Source organism: Massilia timonae CCUG 45783, from assembly GCF_000315425.1.
GTDB lineage: Bacteria > Pseudomonadota > Gammaproteobacteria > Burkholderiales > Burkholderiaceae_D > Telluria > Telluria timonae.
This window is the reverse complement of record NZ_JH992923.1, coordinates 423,371-447,303: the sequence shown is the minus strand read 5'-3', so window position 1 is coordinate 447,303 and position 23,933 is coordinate 423,371. Positions and strand designations below refer to the sequence as shown.

The following is a 23,933-nucleotide window of genomic DNA, read 5'->3' as shown; positions in this document are numbered from 1 at the left end:
TGCAGCAGCATTTTACAATCACGTCCAGGACCCCGCCGTGAACGTCTCCGATGCCGTCGCCATTGCCCGCAAGGGCCCGCCAAAGTCTTCCGACCTCTTGAGCCGCATTCCCGGCAATGCCGCGCCACACCAGATGTCGGATCCTTTCGACATCGGCGAAGCCTTGACCGCCCTGTCGCTCAGCGGCGATCCGGTGACCGTCTATTCCGGCATCCAGGAGCCGATCCTGGTGCGGATCGAGTCGGTCGATCCGGAGTTGCCACACTTCGTGCTGGATTTCACTGGCAGTGAATTGCCAATGACCCACCACGCCACCTTCGTCAGCGCGATCGGCGGCAACGCCAAGCTGCAATTCGAACTCGAAAGCGACTGGGACAGCCTGCCCGGCCAGCCGCACCTGGTGCCGGCGACCTTCCCCGAACACTGCCTGGTGCTGAACCGGCGCTCGGCGCGCCGGGTCGAGACCCCGGTCGGCGCCAACTACAGCGCCAGCTTCGGCCTGTCGGGCCGCCAGGTCGAACTGCCGCTCTACGATTTTTCCCAGGGCGGCGTCGGCATGCGGGCCACGCCCGAACAGTGTTTCGGGCTACACGTCGGCAAGAAACTGATCGGCGTGCGGCTCGAACTCGGGCCGGCGCTGGTCATCACGGCCGACCTCGAAGTGCGCCTGATGCGCCCGTTCCGCACCTTCCTGCTGGGCGACCAGGTGCAGATCGGCTGCAGCTTTTGCAGCATCTCGATGCAGATGCAGCAGACGCTGGAGCGCTTCCTGACCAGCGAGCGCCGCACCGCGGCGCGCTGACCGGCGCCCTCTATCCTGCGTCGGCGACGCCGCCGGCCAGGTCCAGCCTGACCACCCGCAGCGTGGCGTCGTCGTCGCATTGCCGGTCGACGAAGCCCAGGCGCCTGGCCAGCCGCCGCATCGGCGTGTTGGCGGCAAGCACATACCCCTCCATGCAGCGCAATCCGCGCGCCGTGGCCTGCGCGATGAGTATCTCCAGCAAGCGCCGCGCCAGGCCGAGTCCGTGCCAGTCGTCGGCGACGGTGACGGCGAACTCGCAGGTATCAACGCCCTGCGCGCCGACATAGCGCGCGCCCGCGACGATGTCCTGGTCCGGCCCGCCCTCCCCGCTGACGGCGACCAGCGCCAGGTCATGGTCCGGGTGTGGGCGCGTCGCCGCCGCCAGCATGGCGGGCGACGGCTCGCGCACCGGCATCATGAAGCGCGCGTAGCGCGAATCCGCCGACAGCCGATGGAAGGCGTCGCGCAGTTCGTCTTCGTCCTGCGTCCGGATCGCGCGCAGCCAGACCGTGCGGCCGTCGCGCAGTTGTACCAGGGCCGGCAGCCCCGCTCTGCCAGGTGGGTCGTTCTGCATCTCAGCGCCGTTTCTTTTGCCGCGACAGGGTCTGGATTTGCGCAATCGCGATCGCCAGTTCCGACTGCGCCTTGGCGTAGTCGATCTTGGTGTCCCGGTTGCGCAGCGCCTCTTCGGCCTGCCTGCGCGCCTCGTTCGCGCTGGCTTCGTCCAGGTCGCGTCCGCGGATGGCGGTGTCCGCCAGCACCGTGACCTCGTACGGCTGCACTTCCAGGATGCCGCCGGCGACGAACACCAGTTCTTCGTCCTCCTGCCCCGGCACCTTGATGCGCACCGCCCCCGGCCGGATCCGTGTCATCAGGGGCGTATGCGTGGGATAGATGCCGAGCTCGCCGCTTTCGCCGGGCAGCGCGACGAACTCCGCGTCGCCCTCGAACACTCCTTCCTCGGCCGAGACGACGCTGACGTGGATCGTAGGAGTTGCCATGATGTTCTCGCTCAGACCGCCGCCGCGCCGGAGACGATCTCGGACAGTTCCTTCGTGATCGCCGCCTGGCGCGTCTTGTTGTAGACCAGCTTGAGGTCGTCGATGATGCTCGCCGCGTTGTCGCTGGCCGCCTTCATCGCCATCCTGCGCGCCGAATTCTCGGACGCGAAGCTTTCGGCCACGGCCTGGTAGATCAGCGCCTCGACATAACGGATCAGCAGGTCGTCGATCACCTGGGCCGGTTCGGGCTCGTACAGGTAGTACCAGCCATGCGTGCCCCGTTCGGCCCGCACGTTTTCCGGCACCAGCGGCACCAGCTGCTCGATGACCGCTTGCTGGCTCATCGAATTGATGAACTTCGTGTAGCACAGGTGAATCGCGTCGACCTGCGCGTTCTGGTAGGCGTCGAGCAGCACCTTGGCCGGGCCCAGCAGCCGTTCGAGGTGCGGGGTGTCGCCCAGTTGCACGGCATGCGCGACCACCCTGGCGCCGATGCGGTTCATGAAGGACAGTCCCCGGTTGCCGATGACGACCAGGTCGCTGCCGATGCCGCGTTCCTGGTGTTCGCGCATGGCCTGCGTCACGGTGCGCAGGATATTGGTGTTCATGGCGCCGCACAGGCCCTTGTCGGTCGTGACCACGATGAAGCCGACCCGCTTGCCCTCGCTGTGCGTGATGAGGAAGGGATGGCTGTATTCGGGGCTCGCCTCGGCCAGGTGCCCGGTGATGTTGCGGATCTTGCGCACATAGGGACGCGCGGCGCGCATCCGCTCCTGCGCCTTGCGCATCTTGGACGTGGCGACCATTTCCATCGCCTTGGTGATCTTCCTGGTGCTTTCCACGCTCTTGATCTTGTCGCGTATTTCCTTGCCCCCAGCCATGATGTCTGCTCCTTGTAAGCTGCCTGGTGAACCGGCATCAGGACCACAGTCCCGACGCCAGCAGTTGCTCGGCTTCCTCGAACACGCTTTTTTCCGGTAGCAGGCTGGTCCGCGCAAAGCGCACCAGCGCGAATGCGCGCACCCGCGGTGGCAGCGTCGGCAGGCGCGCGATCCGGAATTCGAGGTCGCTCATTGGCGCGCCCGTCGGCGTGCCCGGCTCGACCACGACGTTCATCCGGTCCAGGGTCAAGCGTCTGGTCGACACCGACAGATGCCGTGCAGGCTGGGCGAACACCGCGCGCACCTGCTCGAGTTCGCGCTCCAGCGCGTCTTCGCGCAGCCCCAGCCCGGCCAAGTCGCGCGCGTTTTCCTCGACCCGCTCTTTCAGCCGCGCCAGCTCGCCAAGGTCGCTCGCGACGTCGCCGCCGATCACCGAGCGGATGCCGCGGCCCTGGCGTTCGAGCAGTTGCAGCCGCGTCTTGAGCAGCGCACGTTCGCACTCGAGCGCGGCGCGGCGCGACTTGTCCGCGGCGCTGCGCGCCAGTCCCGCCAGCGCGAGCTCGTCCAGCAGGCGCCGCACGATCTCATCCCTGAGTTCGGCGTCGACGCGGCCGCACATCCTGACCTGGTGGTCGCCGAAACTCAGCGTGGTCTGCGGCACGTCGCGGCGCATCGTTTCACCCTCTGCCCTGGCGCCCAGGACGTGGCGTTCGACCAGCTCCATCCCCAGCACCGCATACGCTTCGGGCACGTCGCCGTTGTCGGCGAAATAAGCCCGCAAGTCAGTCGAGTGGCTGATCCGCAATGCGACGTCGTCGGGTCCGGCGAACCAGGCGTGGATATAGGGGTCGCCATCCCAGGCCGCGGCGCTGGCCTCGCGCGCCGCCGGCACGGCATCGACCAGCGCGCGCACATAGGCGTACGAGGTCGCCACCGCCGGCGCGAGATGCTTGCGGCAGTGGCGCGCCAGGCCCAGCTGCGGATGCAGCGCCAGCAGGCGTTCGATCGCCGCGTTGACGCTTTCCCTGTCCTGCGCCGTGGCGTTATCGCCCTCGCGCCTGATCCTGTCGAGCAAACCCATCGCCGGTCCTCGTTACTGCTGGTTATAGCGTTCGTTGACGATATGCACATGAATCTTCCGGTTGTTCCAGAACATGTCCTGGACGCGCGGCAGCAGAGTGCGCAGCGCTTCCGGCGGCGCATCCCGGAACGTCAACAGCACCGCAGGCCGCGAACCGTTGCCGGGCAGGTGTTCGATCTCGTCGAACGGCGGAAACCCATACTTGACCAGGAAGGCCTTGATATCCTCGTCGCTGGTGCCCGCCTCCACGTTTCCCATCACTAAGTCAGCCATCGCAGCTCCTTTCAGGCCATGATGTGCACGCCGCCATCGACATACATGGTTTCGCCGGACAGCCGCCTGGCATACGGCGTGGCCAGGAAGGCGCAGGCGAAACCGACGTCCATGATGTCGACCAGCTCCCCGAGCGGCGCGCGCTCGGCCGCCTGCGCGAGCAGCAGGTCGAAGTCCTTCAGGCCCGAGCCCGCGCGCGTCTTGAGCGGCCCCGGCGACATGGCGTGCACCCGGATATGCCTGGGCCCGAGTTCGTAGGCCAGATAGCGCGCACACGCTTCCAGCGCCGCCTTCACCGGCCCCATCAGGTTGTAGTTGGCGACCACCTTGTTGGCGCCGTAGTAGCTCATCGTGAACATGCTGCCGCCGTCCTTCATCAGGCGCGCCGCCTGGCGCGCCATGCGCACGAAGGAGTGGCACGAGATGTCCATCGCCTGGCCGAAGCCCTCGGCGCTGCTGTCGAGCAGCCCGCCCTGCAGGTCTTCCTTCGGCGCCCAGGCGATCGAGTGCACGAACAGGTCGAGCTTGCCCCATTGCCGTTCGATTTCGCCGAACACGGCCTGGATGTCTTCCGGCCTGGTCACGTCGAGCGGCATGAAGATCGGCGCGCCGAGCTCGCGCGCGAGCGGTTCGACATAGGTCCTGGTCTTTTCGCCGGTATAGGTGATGGCGAGTTCCGCGCCGAGCTCGCGGAATGCCTTGGCGCATCCGTAAGCGATCGAATGCTCGTTGGCGATCCCGGAGACCAGGGCCTTCTTGCCCTCCAATATCGGGCGGTGGCGTTCATTCGTCATGACGAAGCTCCTTCGATTGAATTCATGCCCTCGATCCGCATCTGCGGCACCTGGCCCGGCACCACCAGCTCGGCCTCGGTGGCGGCCAGCACCTGTTCCACCCCGACGCCGGGCGCGGTTTCCAGCAAGGTGGCGCGTCCGCCTTCGAAGCCGATGACGGCCAGTTCGGTCACCAGGAGGTCGATCGCGCGCGTCGACGTCAGCGGCAGCGAGCATTGCCGCACGATCTTCGGCTTGCCCTTGGCGGTATGCTGCATGGCGACGATGACACGCCTGGCGCCCGTCACCAGATCCATGGCGCCGCCCATGCCGGGCACCATCTTCCCGGGAATCATCCAGTTGGCCAGCAAGCCCCCCTGGTCCACCTGCAGGCCGCCCAGCACCGTGAGGTCGAGGTGCCCGCCACGGATCAGGCCGAACGAGAGCGCGCTGTCGAAGGTCGCGGCGCCAGGCAGGGCCGTGACCGGCTGGCCGGCGGCGTCGGTCAGATAGGACTGCGCCAGGCCTTCCTCCGGAATCGGCCCGGTGCCGATCAGGCCGTTCTCGGACTGGAAGTAGATGTGCATCCCGGGCGGGACGTAGTTGGCGACCAGGGTCGGAATGCCGACGCCGAGGTTTGCCAGCATCCCCGCGCGCAGTTCCTGGGCGATGCGTCTGGCGATCAGGGTGGGAGCGTCCATGGTACGGCCTTCCTCGTTTATCACCTGTGGGCCACGAGGTAATCGACCAGCACCGCCGGCGTCACGACATGGTCGGGCGAAATCATCCCCACCGGCACGATATGGGCGGCATCGACGATCACGGTGTTGGCGGCCATCGCGATCACGGGATTGAAATTGCGGGCGGTCAGGGCATAGACCAGGTTGCCCTCGTAATCGGCAAGAAAGGACTCGACCAGGGCGAAATCGGCCCCGAGCGCGGTCTCCAGCAGATAGGGCGCGCCGTCGACCTCGATCTTGCGCTTGCCCTCTTCGACCGCGGTGCCGACGCCGGTCGGCGTCAGGACGCCGCCCAGGCCATGGCCGGCGGCGCGCAGGCGCTCGATCAGGGTGCCCTGCGGCACCAGTTCGACCTCGATGGCGCCGGCGATCATCTTTTGCTGGGTTTCCGGGTTGAGTCCGATATGGCTGACGATCGCCTTGCGCACGGCCCCGGCCGTGACCAGCTTGCCAATGCCACGGCCTGGGGTGGCGGTGTCGTTCGCGATCACGGTCAGCTCGCGCTTGCCCTGGCGCGCCAGTTCGTCGACCACCCGCTGCGGCGTGCCGACGCCCATGAAGCCGCCGATCATGAGGCTGGCCCCGTCCGGTATCATGGCGACCGAGTCCTCCAGGCTGACCGTTTTCATGCCGCCGCCCTCACTGCTTCCTTGCGCACGACTGCTCTCGTATGGCGCGCGATCATCAACTCCTCGTTGGTCGGAATCACCCAGGCCGAGACCTTGCTGCCCGCCGTGCTGATGCGCGGCCCACCGGCCGCATTGGCGGCCGGCTCGAGGTCGACCCCGAGCCAGCGCGCCGCGCGGCAGACCCGTTCGCGGATCAGCGCCGAATGCTCGCCGATGCCGGCGGTGAACACCAGGGCGTCGATGCCCTCGGTGGCGGCGGCCAGCGAGCCGAGTTCGCGGCCGATGCGGTAGACGAACAGGTCGACCGCGAAGCGCGCCCGCGCATCGTCGCTGTCCAGCAAGGTCCGCATATCGCTCGAGATGCCCGACACGCCGAGCAGGCCCGACTGCTTGTAGATCAGGTCTTCGATGGCGCGCGCATCCATCTTGAGATAGTCGATCAGGAACAGCACCACGCCCGGGTCCAGGTTGCCGCAGCGGGTCCCCATCGGCAGGCCGTCGACGGCGGTGAATCCCATGGTGCTGGCCACGCTCTTGCCGCCCGCCAGCGCGCACAGGCTCGAGCCATTGCCCAGGTGCGCCACCAGGGTGGCGCGGGCGGCGCCCAGCTCCGGATAGGCCGGCAGCACCGACGCGATGTATTCGTACGACAGGCCATGAAAGCCATAGCGCCGCACCCCCAGCCTGGTGATGCTGTCCGGCAGCGCATAGGCCTGCGCCACCTCGGGCTGCGCGCGGTGGAAGGCGGTGTCGAAGCAGGCCACTTGCGGCAGGTCCGGCCGCGCATCAAGCAGGGTGCGGATCGGCGCCAGGTTGTGCGGCTGGTGCAGCGGCGCGAGCGGCGTCAAACGGTCGAGCGCTTCGATCACGGCCGGGGTGACGAGCGCCGCTTCGGTGAACTGCACGCCGCCATGCACGACGCGGTGGCCGACCGCCACCAGCCGGTGCTCTGCGCGGTGGCTGCGCAGGAAGTCGCCGATGTAGTCGGTCGCCTCCTGGTGTCCGAGCGCGGCGTCGGCTTCCCAGCGCCGCTCGCCGATCAGCGCCCCGTCGGCGTCCTTCGCGCTGAATTTCGCCGCATTGTAGAGCCCTTCGACCTGGCCGTGGAGCACGAGCTCGGGTTCGGCCGGGCCGGCGTCGAAGGCGCGGAACTTGATGCTCGACGAGCCGGCGTTAAGCACGAGAATGAGGTCGGCCATGGCGTCACCTCACCGGCTTGCCGCTCTCGCGGCGCGCCTTGACCACCAGCGTGGCGACCGCGCACGAGGCCAGCCGGGTCACCATCGAGTCGGCGCGGCTGGTGAGGATGATCGGCACCCGCGCGCCGAGGACGATGCCGGCCGCATCGGCGCCGGCCAGGAAGGACAGGCTCTTGGCCAGCATGTTGCCGGCCTCGAGATCGGGCACCAGCAGCACGTTGGCGCGCCCGGCGACGGGCGAATCGATCTTCTTGATCCTGGCCGCGTCCGGGTCGATCGCGTTGTCGAGCGCCAGCGGGCCGTCGACCAGGGCGCCGTGGATCTGGTGGCGGTCGACCATCTTGCACAGTGCGGCGACCTCGACCGTGGAAGGCACTTTCGGGTTGACGGTTTCCATCGCCGACAGCACCGCCACCCGCACTTCCCTGAACTGCAGGGCGTGCGCGAGGTCGATGGCGTTCTGCAGGATGTCCATCTTTTCTTCCAGCGTCGGCGCGATATTCACGGCGGCATCGCTGATGACCAGCGCATCGGCATACCCGGGCACGTCCATGACGAAACAGTGGCTGACGCGGCGCGCGGTGCGCAGCCCAGTCTCGCGCTTGACCACCGCGCCCATCAGCTCGTCGGTATGCAGGCTGCCCTTCATCAAGGCCTCGGCCTTGCCCTCGCGTACCAGCTCGACGGCCTTCGCCGCCGCCGCATGGCTGTAGGCCGCCTCGACGATCGGCACGTCGCCGATCCGCAAGCTATTCTCTTGCGCCACCGCCTCGATCCGTGCGCGCGGCCCGACCAGGACCGGGGCGATCAGGCCGATCCGCGCGGCTTCCAGCGCGCCGGTGAGCGAGCTGGCGTCGCAGGGATGGACGACGGCGGTCGGCAACGGCGGCAGTTCCTTGCAATAGTCGATCAGCCGCTGGTATTTCTCGTGCTTCGGTTCCATGTCGGGTCCTTTCAATGAAGGCGCGTGGAGGTCCGCGAATCCGGCACCGGCCGGAAGGCGGGCCGCTGGCCGTCCTGGCCGTCGGGTTCGGCCCCGGGTTCGCCACTGAGCAATGCATGCAGCCGCTCCACCATGGCCAGCTGCGCGCTCGTCGGCGGCGTCGCCTGCACGCGCTCGTCGGCCATCAACTCGTCGATCAGGCTCAGGAGCCGCTCGCGGTCGCCCGGGTCGCTCAGCAGCGCCGGCAAGGTGGCGATCGCCTTCTCGGGTTCGTAACTGGTGATGATTTCCTGCTCGCCGCGCAGGCGGCGCCACTGGTCGAGCGGCACGTCCGGCAGATAGTCGGCATAGGCCTGCGCCAGTTCCTTGCGCTTGACCAGACGCGACAGCGGCAGCAGCGCGCCCTGCTGGGCGCGCAGGCTGGCCAGGCGGGCGAAGGCCTCGGCATAGCCACCCTCGGCGATCGATTCCAGCGCTTCCTGGACGTAAGGCAGCGCGCGCGCATCCTGCGTCTCGGGCGCCGCTTGCGCCGGTTTGCGGTCCGCCAGGTAGAGCGAGTACATGTTCGCGTAGATGCTGAAGAAGCCCGCTTCGGTGTTGGCGTCGCGCACCGCCCGATACAGGTCCAGCGACGCGCTGACCAGTTCGGCGCCGGCGTCTTCCAGGCGCCGCCACGGATCGCCTTCGCCCAGCGCTTGGCGCTGCTCCCGGACTGCCCGCGCCGCGGGTTCGAGCCACGCCATCCAGGGGTTGCGGCTCGACAGCGCCCAATTCTGCACGCGCAAGGGATGGAAGATGCGCAGCAGGCGCGCGCTCAGGTCGTTGGACATGGCCTTCACCAACGGTTGCACGAACAGCTCGTAGCCCCGCTGGTTGAAGTCGGACAGCGCCGCCACCGCCTCGAACGGCTGTTCGTCGACGCGGTTGAAGCGATTGAACTGGGTGCTGACGTCCTCGAGCCGGCGTTCGTGGAAGGTGACCTCGTATTGCGGCTTGCCATCAAGGCTGCCGTCCCTGGTTTCGGTGATCTGCATGCCGTACAGGCCGGGCGGCAGGAGCTCGACTTCATTGAGCACCGAGACCAGCTGCGTATACTCCTTCTTGGCCACCTTGCCGGAGACGAAAATGCCGAGATGGCCGATATTCTGGTGCAGCAGGCCCACGATCACCTGGCCGCGCGCCTTGATTTCCTCGGTGCTGCCATAGATGTCGGCCACCCAGTTGAAGGCTTGCTCCGGCGGCGTGATGTTGTCGCCCATCGATGCGAACAGGACGATCGGCATCTCGATGGCGCGCAGGTCGAAGGCCTGGCCGGTATTGCCCTTGACGTCGCCGGACCACAGCTTGTTGCCGACGAACAGGTTGCGGGTGATGAATTCGATCTCTTCGCGGTTCAGCAGGTAATAGGTGCCCCACCAGCGCTCGAAGTCCAGATAGCGTGCCGGCTCGGTGTCGGCATGCTGGTACACCTTGTAATACTTGTCCCAGAGCGAGTTGGCCGGGTTCAGGTTCTCGAAGTTCTGTACCAGGTGTGCGCCGTCGAATACGCCGTTGCCGAGGTCGGCGACGAAGGAGGACAGCCAGGTGCCGCCCAGCATCCCACCGGCATAGCGCATCGGATTGTCGCCCTCGCCTTCGTTCCAGGCGCCGCTCACATACGACATCGGCGCCCCGTTGATCAGGAGCGGTCCGGTATCGTCGGGGCTGGAGGCGGCCAGCATCATCGCCGCCCAGCCCCCCTGGCAGTTGCCGATGATGGCCGGTTTCTCGCTGGCCGGGTGCAGCGCGCGCACGTGTTTCACGAACTGCCCTTCGGCGCTGCACACGTCCAGCATCGTCTGCCCCGGTTCGGGGTCGCGGAAAAAGCTGACGAAGTACACCGGATGGCCGGCGCGCATCGCCACGCCCGCCTGCGAATCGTCCTTGAAGCCGCCGATGCCGGGGCCATGGCCGGCGCGCGGATCGATGATCAGATAGGGGCGCTTGGCGGGGTCGAGCGTGACGCCGGCCGGCGGAACGATCCGCAGCAGCGCATAGTTGACCGGCCGCGCGAAGCCGCGCCCGTCGAGGACGGTTTCGTAGTCGAAATGCAGGACCGGCGCCGATCCCTTCGCCGCGCGCTCGAGGAAGTTGTCTCCGCGCTGGCGCAAGGTGTCCCAGAACAGGATGGAACGCTGGAAGGCGTCGACCGCATAATGCTGGTACGACCAGGGATTGAGTCCGGCCATCCAGGCCGCAGGCCCAACCTTGGCGTCCGGGACCTTGTCGCCCGCCGCCTCTTCCACCGCCGCCCGGGCGCGCTGGCCGAACTGCGCCAGCGCGGTCTTCACGCGCTTTTGATGGATGAGACTGATCTTGGTGCCGATCTCATGGCTCCGTGCAAGGTGCTTAGTGTCCATGTACGAACCTCAAAGGGAGGAAAGCCGTTGCTCGGGAAACGAAGGTGCGTGCCGCTTGATCCGCTGCAGCTCCCATTCTCGGCTTATCTGATCAAGCCACAATCAGACCATGGTCCCACTTTGCCGCCGCTTCATGGCGGTTGCGGGCGGGCCGGTGCGCCGGCTGTTCAGCCGAAAAGTATGGGAGTGGAAGTCGCACGCGCCCTGGACACGTCGGGCTGCGGATAAGTGATGGCACGGATGGGAAGCAGTGTCAGCTCGCTGCGAATCCGTCCTTACAATTAGATGTCCGCGATGGCTAACTACTCGCATCGAACGCTCAGGATTCGGCCTTATCGGGAAACGCGCCGAATCTGTGCGATGAGTCTTTGAACTGACACTGAAAATTATTTCGCCGGAGCATCTGGAATATTTGCGCAGATACCCGGCGCAATGCAAGCCGCTGATTACTTCCTTACTCGCACGGCATCAAAGAACCAACCGTCCCAGAATATAACAAGCCTGTTCCGATTTCTAATAAAAACTGAGGTGCAACTAATTTCAACAACCGTAACCGGATTGGGGAGTTTGAGCCCTTCGACGGTTGAGTTAAATGCTTTACGCAAGTATAGGGTCGGCTCAACTTTCTTTGCTTCAAACCCGGTCTCTCCGCAGTCCTCCTTACCGAACGCGACTTTATCTTTCCCTATCGTGAAAATTTGGCCGACTAGCTGCGCTGCCTCACGGTCATCGAGAGAGGTGACATTAGCGCTATCAATCGGCTTGGTAAATCGCCATTTACCCGTTACCATACGTTCTATCGAGTCTGAGGCTTTGACTGAAGGCGCTGCCACAAGAACAAGTAACAAGAAGAATTGCAGAATACTGGCGCGTCGGATCAAGGGTAAAAGTCGAAGCAACGACATTTGCAGTTCTCCTTAGTTGCGAGTGGCGGTGGTGGCTTTCTCGTTCCGGAATGGCGCGCTCTCTTCAGCACGTCTCTTGATAAGTCCAGGAGCTATCACGCGCTTTTTTCTGCCTTTCTCGACTACCGTGACGTTAATCAGTGACGACATATTGTTGGCGGCTCCGGCAAAATCTCCACGATTCACATATCCGAAAGTTTTGCTGGCGCCGGTTGCTCCCGTGTTATAAGCGAGACTGCAAAGCGCATCAAACTGTGCCTGATTGAGTTCGACTCTAATATTGCGGTGAATGATTGCCTCGGTCTCTGCAATCTTGCGTTCGAATTCCTGGTCAACCATTTCGACCGATACCTTCTTTTCCAGCTCCTCTTTTGTGCAAACGCCCTTGTGAGCGAGAATGCCTACTCCCCAAGTGCAATGCCCCTTGTTTTTCCCCATATCATTGTAATATCGATATATCGCCTTTTCAGTTGCTCGGAGGCGAGCGCGCCCCTCAGGAGACATTCTCATTTTGGCAGTAGGCCTTACGGGGGCGGGCTTGTTGCTAGTCATATTTCGCTCCATAGTGATGGAGATAATCAAGCTATCATTACGGACGAAAGAGCTATTGACTCTGCACAAGTGGACCCGGCATTAGCTGAGGCAGCATAACAGGCTCAACAAACACCGGAGGAATCATGGCAATCGATGTTTATCTGCAAATCGATGGGATTAAGGGCGAGTCGCAGGATGACAAGCATAAGGATTGGATTGAGTGCGCGTCGGTGAACTGGGGACTCATTCAACCCCGCAGCGCAACCGCATCGACCGGCGGGGGCCATACGGCAGAAAGAGTCGAACTGGAAGAAGTCACGTTCAGCAAAATGGCGGACTTGTCGTCGCCAATTCTTATGCAGACCTGCGCAATGGGAAAAACCATACCAAAAGCCAAGTTCGAATTCATGCGCGCCGACGGGAACGGAAATCCAATCAAGTATTTCGAAATCGAACTGGATAACGTTCTCATCGGCGCCATTTCGCCCGGCATCGAAGCCGGTGCGATTTTACAGGAGCATGTAAGCCTGAAATTCTCCAAGGTAAAATGGAAATACACTCAACAGAAGATCGGCGGAGGCGGAGGTGGCTCGACTGTCGGCGGGTGGGATTTAGCGGCTAATAAAGTCGCGTAAGCAGGGAGTATATTAGAAGGCCCGGAATGCTCCGGGCCTATTTGCTTCACCACCTTCGATTTGTCACGAAGCAAAGAAAAGCGCCCCGGCGAGAGTTTTCGGGGCTTTTTATTTTCACTTCGCGAACAGCATCTTACTTACACATGTAGAAACTGCTTAAAAGCAGATGCAGAGAGTTTTCCACCGAGTAGCCCTGGCCCAGTGAAGAGGGCATGAGGGGGAGGAGCGATGGGTAACTCGCGCCGGGGTCGCGCTGCCTCATCCGTGCCGCCCACGGCGCGGCAATCGACCGCGAAAGCGGCGCGAGCGAGAGCGAGCGTTCTCGCCCCAGCGAGAAACGGCGGGGGGCGCTGGTGGACGACATCCAGCCCCAGCGGCATTCGCCTTCAGTGGGACGCAGCCCGGGGCGACCGGAAGCCCTTGGTCAAACGCTAGTTGTCGACTGCCACGCTCTGCGCCCAGGCCAGCGCCGACAGGTGGGCCTGGTTGACTTCGGAGGGCGTGATCGCGAGCGCATCGGCCAGCGACGCCACCAGGTTCGAGTTGAGCTCGCAGGCCTCGGCCAGCGCCAGGTAGGGCCCATACGGGCCTTCGCGCCGCGTCAGCGCCTGCACTACCCCGTCGGGCAGCTGGATGGTCTCGAGCACCTGCTGCATGCTCAGCCCCAGCAGCCGGTCGAGCAGCGAGAACATGCCGGCCACGAACAGGTTCTCGGCCTCGCCTTTACCCAGGTACTTTTGCCCCAGCAACTCGGCCAGGCGGCCGCGCACCACGGCGGTTTCCATCAGCACCGGCGAATAGCCGCTCGAGCTGGCCGTGGCCAGCAGCAGCACCAGCCAGCGGTACAGCGGCGCATAACCCAGCAGGGAAATCGCCTGGCGCAGCGACTGCACTTCGCGCCCGGCGCCGAAGCCCGCGGTATTGATGTAGCGCAGCAGCTTGTAGGTCAGGGCCGGGTCGCGTTTCAGCACGCTTTCGAGCTTGGGCACGTCCTCGTTATTCTGGACCAGCTGCATCAGCTGCAGGATCACGTTCTGGGTCGGGTTCATGCCCTTGACCGGATTGCCCGGCCGCGGCGTCAGGTGCAGCTTGCCCACGAAGGCGTCGAGCCCGAGCGCGGCGCAGGCGTCGAAGTCGGCCCAGGTGCCGACCGGCCGCCCCACCATGCGCAGCGACGAATGCTTGGCGGCGGCGTAGGTGCGCGCCTGGTCGGCGACATTGGAACCGGTGAAGCGCACCTCGAGGTAGGACGCATACGGCGCCAGGTTGCGCCCCAGCAGGTTGATGTCGCAGCCGCGGATCGCCACCCCGACGCCGCCCGCGCGCACGGCTTGCACGGCGGAGCGCACATCCTGGTCGGTCAGCTGGCGGATATCGAAGGCGAGCACGGTGCGTTCCGGCGGCAGCGCGTGCAGCGCGTCGGTCGACAGCATGGCCGGCACGGCATCCAGGAACAGGATCTTGTCGCGCAACAGCCAGCCATGTTCCTGGTGGTTGACGTGTTCTGCCACGAAACCGACCAGCCCTTCCAGGTCATGGTCGGTGGGAATGCGTCCGTCGTGCTGCTGCCACGACAGCTCATAGCCGAGAACGCGCTGCTTTGGATCGAGCAGCGGTTCGCGGACGATGAAGTTGGTGCGATGCATGAAGACGCCGTAAGTGAATGCGCGGCGCCGGTTCAGAACCCGAGGCTGTCGAGCAGATCGTCGACCTGCCCCTGGTTGGCCACGACTTCGGTGCCGGTCGGCTTGATCTGCGGCCCGTTCAGCAGGCCGTTGTCCAGCTCGCGCTTGATCTCGCTCGGCGCGAAATCGATCAGCACCTGCACCAGTTGCTTCTCGAGGTTTTGCGCGATGCCGGTGATGCGGCCGATCACCTGGCCGGTCAGGTCCTGGAAATCCTGGGCCATCATGATGTTCATCAGCTCGCCGCGTGTGGCGACCGCGCCGGCCGCCGACTCGTTCAGGCTGGCGATCGTGCGCTGGGCCATCGCGCGCCATTCGGCCTCGCTGGCGCCCTTGTCGAGCAGCGCCTGCCAGCCGTCCGACAACTCGGCCGCGCGGGTCTCGATGGCGTCCTGCAGGGGGCCGGCCGCGTCGGTCGCGTCCAGCACCTTCTTGGCCGCCTGTTCCGACAGGCGCGCCACGTAGTCCAGGCGGTCGCGCGCATCGGGGATGTCGCTCGCCGCCTTCTCGATCAGCTTGTCCAGTCCGAGCCCGCGCAGGCTTTCATGCAGCGCGCGGGTCATGTGGCCGATCCGGCTCAGCACCTCTTCGTTCGAGGCGGCCCCGGCGTCGAGCGCCGAGTTCATCTCACCCATCTCAGGCTCCGGCTTTGTCCAGTTTCTCGAAGATCTTGTTCAGCTTCTCGTCGAGGGTCGCGGCCGTGAACGGCTTGACCACGTAGCCGCTGGCGCCGGCCTGGGCGGCGGCGATGATGTTCTCCTTCTTCGCTTCCGCGGTCACCATCAGCACCGGCAGCTTGGCCAGCGCGGGATCGGCACGGATGTTCTGCAGCATGGTCAGGCCGTCCATATTCGGCATGTTCCAGTCCGACACCACGAAGTCGAACGATTCGCTGCGCAGCTTGGCCAGCGCCATCACGCCGTCTTCTGCCTCGTCGACGTTGGCATAACCCAGTTCTTTCAACAGATTCCGGACGATGCGGCGCATCGTCGAGAAATCGTCAACAACCAGGAAACGCATCTTTGGATCAGCCATGAATAACTCCGTTTGAATCTTATACTGTGGTTTGTTGGGTGAGCTGCCCTGGTGGGCTCGATAACAGGCTCAAGAATAGCATTTTTGTTGCCTTACGGCGATAAAATAGCCCCTAAAGCCTGTCACCAGTTCTAATTCGGATCAAACACGCAACGCCCGGCCGCCCTGCGCCGCCAGATGGTCGAGCACCATGCGCGGCAAGGCCGGCAAGGGGCCGACGTCGTGGGCGGCGCCCAGCGCGATCGCTTCGCGCGGCATGCCGAACACGACGCAGCTGGCTTCGTCCTGGGCGAAGTTGTGGGCCCCGGCCTGGCGCATCTCGAGCATGCCGGCCGCGCCGTCCTTGCCCATGCCGGTCAGGATAACACCAACGGCGTTTTTACCGGCCGCCTGCGCGGCGGAGCGGAACAGCACGTCGACCGAGGGACGGTGGCGGTTGACCGGCGGCGACTGTTCGATGCGGGTCATGTAGTTGGCGCCGGAGCGGGTCAGCAGCAGGTGCGAGTGGCCCGGCGCGATGTAGGCGTGGCCGGGCAGCACCCGCTCGTTGCCGGCGGACTCGACCACACTGATCCTGCACAGCGAGTCGAGGCGCTTGGCGAAGGAACTCGTGAAACCCTCCGGCATGTGCTGGGCGATCAGGATGCCCGGGCAGTCGGACGGCATCTGCATCAGGAATTCGCGGATCGCTTCGGTGCCGCCGGTCGAGGCGCCGATGATGATCAGTTTTTCGGAAGAAATCAGGGGACTCCTCAGGGCCGACAGCGGCGCGCTGGGCACCGAGGGCGTGCGCGAACGCGGCGCGATGCGAGCGCGCGCGGCGGCGCGGATCTTGTCGGCGATCATGTCGGCATACTCGCGCATGCCGGTCTGGATCGAGATCTTGGGCTTGGTCACGAAATCGACCGCGCCCAGCTCGAGCGCGCGCATCGTGATTTCCGAGCCGCGCTCGGTCAGCGACGACACCATCAGCACCGGCATCGGCCGCAGGCGCATCAGCTTTTCCAGGAAGTCGAGGCCGTCCATCTTGGGCATCTCGACGTCCAGGGTGAGCACGTCGGGGTTATGCTTTTTGATCAACTCGCGCGCGACCAGCGGATCGGGCGCGGTGGCGACCACTTCGAGGTCGGGCTGGGAATTGACGATCTCGCTCATCACGCTGCGGATCAGCGCCGAGTCGTCGACGATCAGCACCTTGGTCTTCATGCTTATTCCTTTCAACTAACAGGTCAGAACAGGTCGATGGCGCCGCCGACGGGTTCGACCTTGAGTCGCTTGGCGTAGTCGAGTTCGCGCTTGGCCAGCGTGTCGTTCTGGGTTTGCATCAGTTTCTTGACCAGCACCTTGCCCGTGCGCGGGAAGAAGAACACCTTGCGCGGGTAGATGTCGTTCAGGTCTTCGGCCAGCACCGGGATGCGTTCGGTCTTCAGGAACTGCATCACGAAGGCGGCGTTGCGCTCGCCGACGTTCATCGCCGTGAAGCCGCGCAGCACGGCGCCGCCGCCGAATACCTTCGCTTCAAGGTGTTCGCGGCGGGCGCCGGCCTTGAGCAGGTCATTGATCAGGATCTCCATCGCGAACGAGCCGTAGCGCATCGAGGCCGAGACCGGGTTGCTGCCGGCGTCCGCCCCCCCATCGGGCAGCATGAAGTGGTTCATGCCGCCCAGGCCGGTCAGGCGGTCGCGGATGCAGGCCGAGACGCATGAGCCGAGCACGGTGGCGATCAGCATGTCCTTGCCGGTATAAAAATACTCGCCCGGCAGGATCTTGGCCGCATCGACGTTGAAGGTGCGGTCGTGATAGAGATTGGTGGCGAACTGGCTGTTCATGGTCGTCCCACGCCTTCAGGCACTGCGTCCATCGAGTTCATACACCGTCTTGCCGCGCAGGCGCAGCGCGTCCGACACGTACAGGAAGTTCTCGGAGTGGCCCGCGAACAGCAGCGCATGCGGCTTCATCAGCGGCACGAAGCGGCCCAGGATCTTGCGCTGGGTCGGCTTGTCGAAATAAATCATCACGTTGCGGCAAAAGATGGCGTCGAACTGTCCTTCCAGCGGCCAGCCGTCGGCCAGCAGATTGAGCTGCTTGAAGGTGACCAGGTTGCGCAGCTCGGGGCGCACGCGCGCCATGCCCTCGTGGGCGCCCTTCCCCTTCAGGAAGAAGCGGCGCAGGCGCTCCGGCGACATCTTGTCGAGCCGCTCCATCGGGTACACGCCGTTCGAGGCGGTCGACAGCACATTGGTGTCGATGTCGGTGGCGACGATGTGCACCGGCGGCGTGAGCGTGTTGAAGGCCTCGCAGGCCGTCATCGCGATCGAATACGGCTCTTCGCCGGTGGACGCTGCCGAGCACCAGATCGTGAGCGGCCGCGTGTCCTTCTTGCGCACCGCGACCAGGTGCTCGAGCAGGAGCGGAAAGTGATGCGCCTCGCGGAAGAACGAGGTCAGGTTGGTGGTCAGCGCATTGGTGAACGATTCCCACTCGCGGTCCATGCGGCCCGCTTCCAGGTCGTCCAGATAGGTGGCGAACGACTGGATGCCGGTCGCGCGCAGGCGCCGCGCCAGGCGGCTGTAGACCATTTCCTGCTTGCTGTCGGCCAGCGAAATGCCCGCGCGCTGGTGAATCAGCGCACGCACCCGTTCGAAGTCACGGCGGGTGAAATCGAATTCCTTGACCGTCTCTGTTTTCTGCTGCGGCACGTTTGTTGCCTTATGAATGCTGGTTGGTCCGCGCCGTCATGGCGCGGTCCGGATGGTTGGTGCTGCGTGCCGCCGCGAAATCAGGCGGCCAGCTTGTCGATCAGGCCCATTTCGCCCGAGGACATCAGCTTGTCGATGTCGACCAGGATCAGCATGCGCTCGTCGACCGTGCCCAGGCCGATCATGTAGTCGGAGTTGAAGGCGGTGCCCATCTCCGGCGCCGGCTTGATCTGGTCGGCGGTCAACGTGGTCACGTCGGACACGCTGTCGACCACCATGCCCATGATGCGGCCACCGATGTTCAGGATGATCACGACGGTGAACTGGTCGTATACCGGGGTGCCCAGGTTGAACTTGATGCGCATGTCGACCACCGGGATGATGATGCCGCGCAGGTTGATCACGCCCTTGATGAATTCGGGCGCGTTGGCGATGCGGGTCACCGCTTCGTAGCCGCGGATTTCCTGCACTTTCAGGATGTCGATGCCGTATTCTTCCGAGCCGAGGGTAAAAGCCAGGAATTCGTTGCCGGCGCCGTCGTTCGCGGTCCCGTCAGCCGAGGTGGTGTTTGCCAGGTTGGACATGGGTTTCCTCTTTTGTTAATGATGTAGAAATTTATAGAACGACGGGGTCGTCGGCCAGCTGACGCGACGAGCGCACCAGCGCCGCCACGTCGAGGATGAGGGCGACGCCGCCGTCGCCCATGATGGTTGCGCCGGAGATCCCGGCCACTTTGCGGTAATTCGCTTCCAGGTTCTTGACCACCACCTGCTGCTGGCCCACCAGCTCGTCCACGAACAGCGCCGCCTTCTTGCCCTCGGTCTCGAGGATGACGACGATGCCGTCGCTCGGCTCGCGGTGGCGCGGCTCGATGTCGAACATCTGGTACAGCGGAATCAGGGGCAGGTATTCGCCGCGTACCTTCAATACGCGCCCGCGCCCTGCGATGTCGCGCACGTCTTCGGGCGCCGGCTGCAGCGACTCGACCACGAAGGACAGCGGCAGGATATAGATCTCGTCGCCGCTCCTGATCGACATGCCGTCCAGGATCGCCAGGGTCAGGGGCAGCGAGATCGAGATCGTGGTGCCGAAACCGGCCGCCGAACGGATGTCGACCGTGCCGCCCATGGCGGTGATGTTGCGCTTGACGACGTCCATGCCGACCCCGCGGCCGGAGACGTCGGTGACCACTTCGGCGGTCGAGAAGCCGGGCGCGAAGATCAGCTGCCAGACTTCCGAGTCCGTCATGTTATCGGACACCGCCAGGCCGTTCGAGGCCGCCTTGGCCAGGATCTTCTCGCGATTCAGGCCGCCGCCGTCGTCCGCGACTTCGATCACGATGTGGCCGCCCTGGTGGCCGGCCGACAGGAACAGGCGCCCCGCTTCCGATTTGCCGGCGGCGACGCGCGCGGCCGGCATCTCGACGCCGTGGTCGATCGAGTTGCGCACCAGGTGCGTCAGCGGATCGACGATGCGTTCGATCAGGCCCTTGTCCAGTTCAGTGGCGGCGCCGTGGGTGATGAAGTCGACCTTCTTGCCGAGTTTGCCGGCCAGGTCACGCACCATGCGCGGGAAGCGCGAGAACACGAAGTCCATCGGCATCATGCGGATCGACATCACGGCCTCTTGCAGCTCGCGCGTGTTGCGCCCCAGCTGGCTCACCGACGACAGCAGGCGCTCGTGCAGGATCGGGTCGAGCACATTGCTGCGCTGCTCGAGCATGGCGTTGGTGATCACCAGTTCGCCGATCAGGTTGATCAGCTGGTCGACCTTCTCCACCGAGACCCGGATCGAGGACGACTCGTTCTTATCGTCCTTCTTCGCGGCCTTTTTCTCGGCGCTCAGTTCGGCCAGGTGCTCGACCATGTTTTGCGCCTGGGCCGAGATGCTGGCGGCCACGGGTTCCGGCGGGGCGGCAACGATGCCGGCCGCGGCGCGGATCTGCTCGATCGGCTGGAAGAAGCCATAACCGAGATCGTCTTCCGACAGCTCGCCGCCGGCCGGGCTGATATCGTCGTCGGGACCGAAGAAACCGTAGCCCTGCGCATCCTCGATGCGCTTGCGCTCGGCCGCCTCGATCGCGCGCTGTTCCGGCGTGAGCGCCGGCGCCTCGAAGATCTTCAGGTCGTCCGGGTCGAGCACGAAGGAGCAGATCGCGATGATGTCGTCCAGGCTCTCGTGGGTGGTGATGATCAATGCCGTGCGCCCGCCCTCGAGCGGCGCCACCGAGACGCGGCCCATCAGGCCCAGTTCGTCGACCAGGGCGTTGATGTCGCGCTGGGCCACCTGCGGCAGTTCGATCTTGTAGCGGTGCGCGCCTTCGATCTGGTGCTCGGTGCGCGGCTGGGCCGTCAGGTAGGACGGCGCCACCACCGGCGCGGCCGGCACCAGGCCCTCGGCCAGGTCGTGCAGGGCCATGCGCACGTTGGCGATGGCCTCGTTGTCGACGTGCGCGCCGTGGCGGTGGCCGTCGAGCTGCATCTTGAGCCCGTCCTTGGCCGCCAGGAAGGCGTCCACGTGGTTCGAGGTCAGCGCCATCTCGCCCTTGCGGATGCGGTCCAGCAGCGACTCCAGCACGTGGGTCACGTCGCACATGTCGGTCAGGCCGAAGGTCGATGCGCCGCCCTTGACCGAGTGGGCGGTGCGGAAGATCGCGTTCAGGTCTTCCGCATCGGGCGCGGCGACGTCGACGCCCAGCAGCAGGCGTTCCATTTCGGCGAGCAGTTCTTCTGCCTCGTCGAAAAAGACCTGGTAAAACTGGCTGATGTCGATGGTCATGATGCCGTCCGCTCGAGTGAAAGCATGGTCAGGGCGTCGCGCATGGCGTCAGCCGATCACTTTTTTGACCACCTCGATCAGGCGCTGCGGATCGAAGGGCTTGACCAGCCAGCCGTTGGCGCCGGCGGCGCGGCCCTTGTTCTTCATCTCGTCCGACGATTCGGTGGTCAGCATCAGGATCGGCGTCTTGGCGTAACCCGGCAGGGTGCGCAAGGTTTTAATCAGCTGCAGGCCGTCCATCTTCGGCATGTTCTGGTCGGTCAGCACCAGGTCGACGTTCTGCAGCTTCGCCTTGTCCAGGCCATCCTGGCCGTCCACCGCTTCCACCACGTTGTAGCCAGCCGCCTTCAGGCTGAAGGCCACCATCTGGCGCAGCGAACTGGAATCGTCGACCGCGAGAATCGTTTTTGCCATTTTATGCTCCTGCTATTTTGTATCCGGCTTCACGCCGGTTGAATTATTCGTTAATACGCCGACAGCGCTCAGAACAGCTCGACGTCGCCGCTTTCCAGGTGCTTCTGCTCGACCGAGCGGCGCAGCATGCTGCGCAGTTCGAGCGACTGGATCGCCAGCGCCATGCTGACCTTGCCGAGCCGGTCGACGATCTCGTCGCTGTCGGTCTCGGGCGCGATGTCGGCGCCATGCTCGCTGAGCGTGCCCAAAAAGTCGCGCAGCCCCGCCACGCGCCGCAGTGTACGTTCAATCAGTTGCGCCGTCATGTCCTGGAACTGCATGCTGGTGATCGCCGTGTTCACGTGCGCGCCCACCTCGGACGACATCGACGACAGCAAGGATCGATCTTCAAGCGATAGCGCACCGCCCTCCAGCAGCCGCTCGATCGCTTCCTGGCGCGCGCCGACCGCCGTATGCACCGCCATGAAGCTGGCGGTCAGCTTGTCGATCGCTTCTTCCAGCAGCAGCTCGGTCTGCAGCAGGTCGGTCTCGACCTCGGTCAGGTGGCGCCGCCCGTGCATGGACACGCCCGACAGCAGGCGCTTCACATGCGAACCCAATATTTTTTTTCTTGTCATTTCACTCTCTCCAGTGCCGCCCTGGCCTGCTGTTTCACTGTTACTTCTTCACCGCTTCCAGCGTGGCGGTGGCCGCCGCCTCGGCGTCCTCCGCCGGCACGTCCAGCGTCGCCGCGTCGCGCCGCACCGCGTCTTCGGTGCGCTTGTTCATGACGATGATGCTGATGCGGCGATTGACCGGGTTGAACGGGTCCTTCGCATCGAGGTGGGCGGCCGAGGCCAGGCCCACCACGCGCAGCACCTTGTCGTCCTGCAGGCCGCCCAGCACCATCTCGCGGCGCGAGGCGTTGGCGCGGTCGGCCGACAGTTCCCAGTTGCTGTAGCCGGCATCGCTGTAGTACGGCGTCGAATCGGTATGGCCCGAGATCCCGATCTTGTTCGGCACTTCGTTCAGCACCATGCCGATGATGTGCAGGATTTCCTTGGTATATGGCTGCAGCTCGGCCTTGGCCAGCGCGAACATCGGACGGTTCTTCTCGTCCACGATCTGGATGCGCAGGCCTTCGCTGGTGATGTCGAGCAGCAGCTGGTTCTGGTACTTCTTGAGCATCGGGTTGACCTCGATGGCCGACTCGATGCGCGCCTTCAGCATTTGCAGTCGCTGTCCTTCTTCACGCGCCAGCGCGGCCTTGGCCGCCTGCAGGTCGTAGGTCTTCTTCTCGGGCACCGAATCGCCGCGCTTGACCTGGCCCGCGGTACGGGTCAGGTCTTCGCCGCCGCCCTTGATCACCGACGACGAGTCGCCCGAACCGGAGCCGCCCGCCATCGCCACCTTCAGCGGCGTCTTGAAGTATTCGGCGATGCCGACCAGGTCGCCCTTGGCGGTCGAGCCCAACAGCCACATGAGCAGGAAGAACGCCATCATCGCGGTCACGAAGTCGGCGTAGGCGATCTTCCAGGCGCCGCCGTGGTGGCCGCCGGCCACCTTCTTGATGCGCTTGACGACGATGGGCCGCGCGTTGTCGTCAGCCATGCGCGCCTCCCTTCATGCAGCCGGAGATGAAATCGAATGCGGTCATCGCGGCTTACTTCTTCTTCTTGATGTGCTCTTCGAGCTCGGCGAAGGTCGGGCGCTCGGTCGAGTACAGCACCTTGCGGCCGAATTCGACGGCCAGGGCCGGGGCATAGCCGTTCAGGCTCGCCAGCAGCGTGACCTTCACGCACTGGAACATCTTGGTCGATTCCTCGAGCTTCTGTTCCAGCACGCTCGCCAGCGGGGTGACGAAGGCGTAGGCCAGCAGGATGCCCAGGAAGGTGCCGACCAGCGCCTTCGCGATCAGGATGCCCAGCTCGGCCGGCGGCAGGCCAACCGATTCCATGGTGTGGACCACGCCCATCACCGCCGCCACGATGCCGAAGGCCGGCAGGCCGTCGCCGACCTTGGCGATCACGTGGGCCGGCACGGCGCCTTCGTGGTGGTGGGTCTCGATCTCGTTGTCCATCAGGTTTTCGATCTGCATCGCGTCCATGTTCCCCGACACCATCAGGCGCAGGTAATCGGTCATGAATTCGATGATGTGATGGTCGGCCAGCACCGCCGGATACTTGGAGAACAGCGGCGACGATTCAGGCGCCTCGATGTCGCCCTCGATCGACATCAGGCCTTCCTTGCGCACTTTCGACAGCACGTCGAATTGCAGGGCCATCAGCTCCATATACATGTCTTTGGTGAACTTCGAGCCCTTGAAGACACTCGGCAAGGCCTTCATGGTGGCCTTGATCGACTTGCCGTTGTTACCGACAAAGAAGGCGCCAAAGGCGGCGCCGCCGATCATCAACAGCTCGATCGGCTGCCACAGCGAAGCCAGGTGGCCGCCGGCGAGCGCAAACCCGCCGAACACGCAGGCGCAGACGATGATGTAACCAACAATCACTAACAAGGGATTTTGCTCCAGAAAAGCCTGTTCCGA

Annotated in this window: 27 protein-coding genes; 2 read left to right on the top strand and 25 right to left on the bottom strand. The window is 64.6% G+C overall.

Annotation, left to right across the window (positions count from 1 at the left end):
- Positions 1-37 precede the first annotated feature (37 nt).
- A complete protein-coding gene (locus HMPREF9710_RS12070) occupies positions 38-802 on the top strand; it encodes a flagellar brake protein (protein ID WP_005666703.1) in 765 nt (254 codons plus the stop codon).
- A 10-nt stretch (positions 803-812) separates the two neighbouring features.
- On the opposite strand, the gene HMPREF9710_RS12065 is transcribed toward HMPREF9710_RS12070, so the two are convergent.
- The 13 genes from HMPREF9710_RS12065 to HMPREF9710_RS12010 all read right to left on the bottom strand — a co-directional run bounded on the left by HMPREF9710_RS12065 (position 813) and on the right by HMPREF9710_RS12010 (position 12,178).
- Positions 813-1,376, bottom strand: a complete 564-nt coding sequence (locus tag HMPREF9710_RS12065; RefSeq protein ID WP_005666701.1) for a GNAT family N-acetyltransferase — start codon at positions 1,374-1,376, stop codon at positions 813-815.
- Position 1,377: 1 nt separating this feature from the next.
- A complete protein-coding gene (locus HMPREF9710_RS12060; protein ID WP_005666699.1) occupies positions 1,378-1,803 on the bottom strand; it encodes a F0F1 ATP synthase subunit epsilon in 426 nt (141 codons plus the stop codon).
- Between the two features lie 11 nt (positions 1,804-1,814).
- Positions 1,815-2,684, bottom strand: coding sequence for a F0F1 ATP synthase subunit gamma (gene atpG, locus HMPREF9710_RS12055; RefSeq protein WP_005666697.1), 870 nt, complete (start codon positions 2,682-2,684; stop codon positions 1,815-1,817).
- A gap of 37 nt (positions 2,685-2,721) precedes the next feature.
- Positions 2,722-3,765 (bottom strand): hypothetical protein, encoded by a 1,044-nt coding sequence (locus tag HMPREF9710_RS12050; RefSeq protein WP_005666696.1) that lies wholly within the window; start codon positions 3,763-3,765, stop codon positions 2,722-2,724.
- Positions 3,766-3,777: 12 nt separating this feature from the next.
- Positions 3,778-4,038 (bottom strand): hypothetical protein, encoded by a 261-nt coding sequence (locus tag HMPREF9710_RS12045; protein ID WP_005666694.1) that lies wholly within the window; start codon positions 4,036-4,038, stop codon positions 3,778-3,780.
- Between the two features lie 11 nt (positions 4,039-4,049).
- Positions 4,050-4,832, bottom strand: a complete 783-nt coding sequence (fabI, locus tag HMPREF9710_RS12040) for an enoyl-ACP reductase FabI (RefSeq protein WP_005666691.1) — start codon at positions 4,830-4,832, stop codon at positions 4,050-4,052.
- On the bottom strand, positions 4,829-5,512 hold the full coding sequence (locus tag HMPREF9710_RS12035; protein ID WP_005666689.1) for a 3-oxoacid CoA-transferase subunit B: 684 nt from the start codon (positions 5,510-5,512) through the stop codon (positions 4,829-4,831). Before HMPREF9710_RS12035 ends, fabI begins: the two co-directional genes overlap by 4 nt.
- Positions 5,513-5,532: 20 nt before the next feature.
- Positions 5,533-6,180, bottom strand: coding sequence for a 3-oxoacid CoA-transferase subunit A (locus tag HMPREF9710_RS12030; RefSeq protein WP_005666686.1), 648 nt, complete (start codon positions 6,178-6,180; stop codon positions 5,533-5,535).
- Positions 6,177-7,379 carry an acetate/propionate family kinase gene (locus HMPREF9710_RS12025; protein ID WP_005666684.1) on the bottom strand — a complete coding sequence of 401 codons (1,203 nt, stop codon included), beginning with the start codon at positions 7,377-7,379 and terminating at the stop codon, positions 6,177-6,179. The genes HMPREF9710_RS12030 and HMPREF9710_RS12025 overlap by 4 nt, the downstream gene beginning before the upstream one ends.
- A gap of 4 nt (positions 7,380-7,383) precedes the next feature.
- A complete protein-coding gene (locus HMPREF9710_RS12020; protein ID WP_005666682.1) occupies positions 7,384-8,322 on the bottom strand; it encodes a phosphate acetyltransferase in 939 nt (312 codons plus the stop codon).
- Between the two features lie 11 nt (positions 8,323-8,333).
- Positions 8,334-10,721 (bottom strand): DUF3141 domain-containing protein, encoded by a 2,388-nt coding sequence (locus HMPREF9710_RS12015; RefSeq protein WP_005666681.1) that lies wholly within the window; start codon positions 10,719-10,721, stop codon positions 8,334-8,336.
- A 446-nt stretch (positions 10,722-11,167) separates the two neighbouring features.
- Entirely contained in the window at positions 11,168-11,626 is a 459-nt protein-coding gene (locus HMPREF9710_RS27870; RefSeq protein WP_157225555.1) for a hypothetical protein, read from the bottom strand.
- Positions 11,627-11,638: 12 nt separating this feature from the next.
- A complete protein-coding gene (locus HMPREF9710_RS12010) occupies positions 11,639-12,178 on the bottom strand; it encodes a lysozyme (RefSeq protein WP_005666679.1) in 540 nt (179 codons plus the stop codon).
- A gap of 125 nt (positions 12,179-12,303) precedes the next feature.
- Here HMPREF9710_RS12010 and HMPREF9710_RS12005 point away from each other — a divergent pair, with 125 nt between their 5' ends.
- Entirely contained in the window at positions 12,304-12,795 is a 492-nt protein-coding gene (locus HMPREF9710_RS12005; protein ID WP_005666678.1) for an Hcp family type VI secretion system effector, read from the top strand.
- Between the two features lie 431 nt (positions 12,796-13,226).
- Here the strand turns inward: HMPREF9710_RS12005 and HMPREF9710_RS12000 are convergent, their stop codons facing one another.
- The 12 genes from HMPREF9710_RS12000 to motA form a co-directional block, all read right to left on the bottom strand.
- Entirely contained in the window at positions 13,227-14,441 is a 1,215-nt protein-coding gene (locus HMPREF9710_RS12000; RefSeq protein ID WP_005666676.1) for an EAL and HDOD domain-containing protein, read from the bottom strand.
- Positions 14,442-14,473: 32 nt separating this feature from the next.
- Complete coding sequence (gene cheZ, locus HMPREF9710_RS11995; RefSeq protein ID WP_005666675.1) at positions 14,474-15,115, bottom strand: protein phosphatase CheZ; 642 nt, start codon at positions 15,113-15,115, stop codon at positions 14,474-14,476.
- Between the two features lies 1 nt (position 15,116).
- Complete coding sequence (cheY, locus tag HMPREF9710_RS11990) at positions 15,117-15,515, bottom strand: chemotaxis response regulator CheY (RefSeq protein WP_005666673.1); 399 nt, start codon at positions 15,513-15,515, stop codon at positions 15,117-15,119.
- 141 nt (positions 15,516-15,656) lie between these two features.
- On the bottom strand, positions 15,657-16,721 hold the full coding sequence (locus HMPREF9710_RS11985; RefSeq protein ID WP_005666672.1) for a protein-glutamate methylesterase/protein-glutamine glutaminase: 1,065 nt from the start codon (positions 16,719-16,721) through the stop codon (positions 15,657-15,659).
- 23 nt (positions 16,722-16,744) lie between these two features.
- The gene (cheD, locus tag HMPREF9710_RS11980; protein ID WP_005666670.1) at positions 16,745-17,344 is read right to left on the bottom strand and encodes a chemoreceptor glutamine deamidase CheD; all 600 of its coding nucleotides are present in this window, start codon (positions 17,342-17,344) and stop codon (positions 16,745-16,747) included.
- A gap of 15 nt (positions 17,345-17,359) precedes the next feature.
- Positions 17,360-18,214: a CheR family methyltransferase gene (locus HMPREF9710_RS11975; protein ID WP_005666669.1), complete on the bottom strand. Its 855-nt coding sequence runs from the start codon at positions 18,212-18,214 to the stop codon at positions 17,360-17,362.
- 80 nt (positions 18,215-18,294) lie between these two features.
- Positions 18,295-18,798, bottom strand: a complete 504-nt coding sequence (locus HMPREF9710_RS11970) for a chemotaxis protein CheW (RefSeq protein ID WP_005666668.1) — start codon at positions 18,796-18,798, stop codon at positions 18,295-18,297.
- 31 nt (positions 18,799-18,829) lie between these two features.
- Complete coding sequence (gene cheA, locus HMPREF9710_RS11965; protein ID WP_005666665.1) at positions 18,830-20,992, bottom strand: chemotaxis protein CheA; 2,163 nt, start codon at positions 20,990-20,992, stop codon at positions 18,830-18,832.
- A 48-nt stretch (positions 20,993-21,040) separates the two neighbouring features.
- Positions 21,041-21,406, bottom strand: coding sequence for a response regulator (locus HMPREF9710_RS11960; RefSeq protein ID WP_005666664.1), 366 nt, complete (start codon positions 21,404-21,406; stop codon positions 21,041-21,043).
- Between the two features lie 68 nt (positions 21,407-21,474).
- On the bottom strand, positions 21,475-22,023 hold the full coding sequence (locus HMPREF9710_RS11955) for a hypothetical protein (RefSeq protein ID WP_005666662.1): 549 nt from the start codon (positions 22,021-22,023) through the stop codon (positions 21,475-21,477).
- Between the two features lie 40 nt (positions 22,024-22,063).
- Positions 22,064-22,996, bottom strand: coding sequence for a flagellar motor protein MotB (gene motB / locus HMPREF9710_RS11950; RefSeq protein ID WP_005666661.1), 933 nt, complete (start codon positions 22,994-22,996; stop codon positions 22,064-22,066).
- 52 nt (positions 22,997-23,048) lie between these two features.
- Positions 23,049-23,903, bottom strand: coding sequence for a flagellar motor stator protein MotA (gene motA / locus HMPREF9710_RS11945; RefSeq protein ID WP_005666659.1), 855 nt, complete (start codon positions 23,901-23,903; stop codon positions 23,049-23,051).
- Positions 23,904-23,933 lie beyond the last annotated feature (30 nt).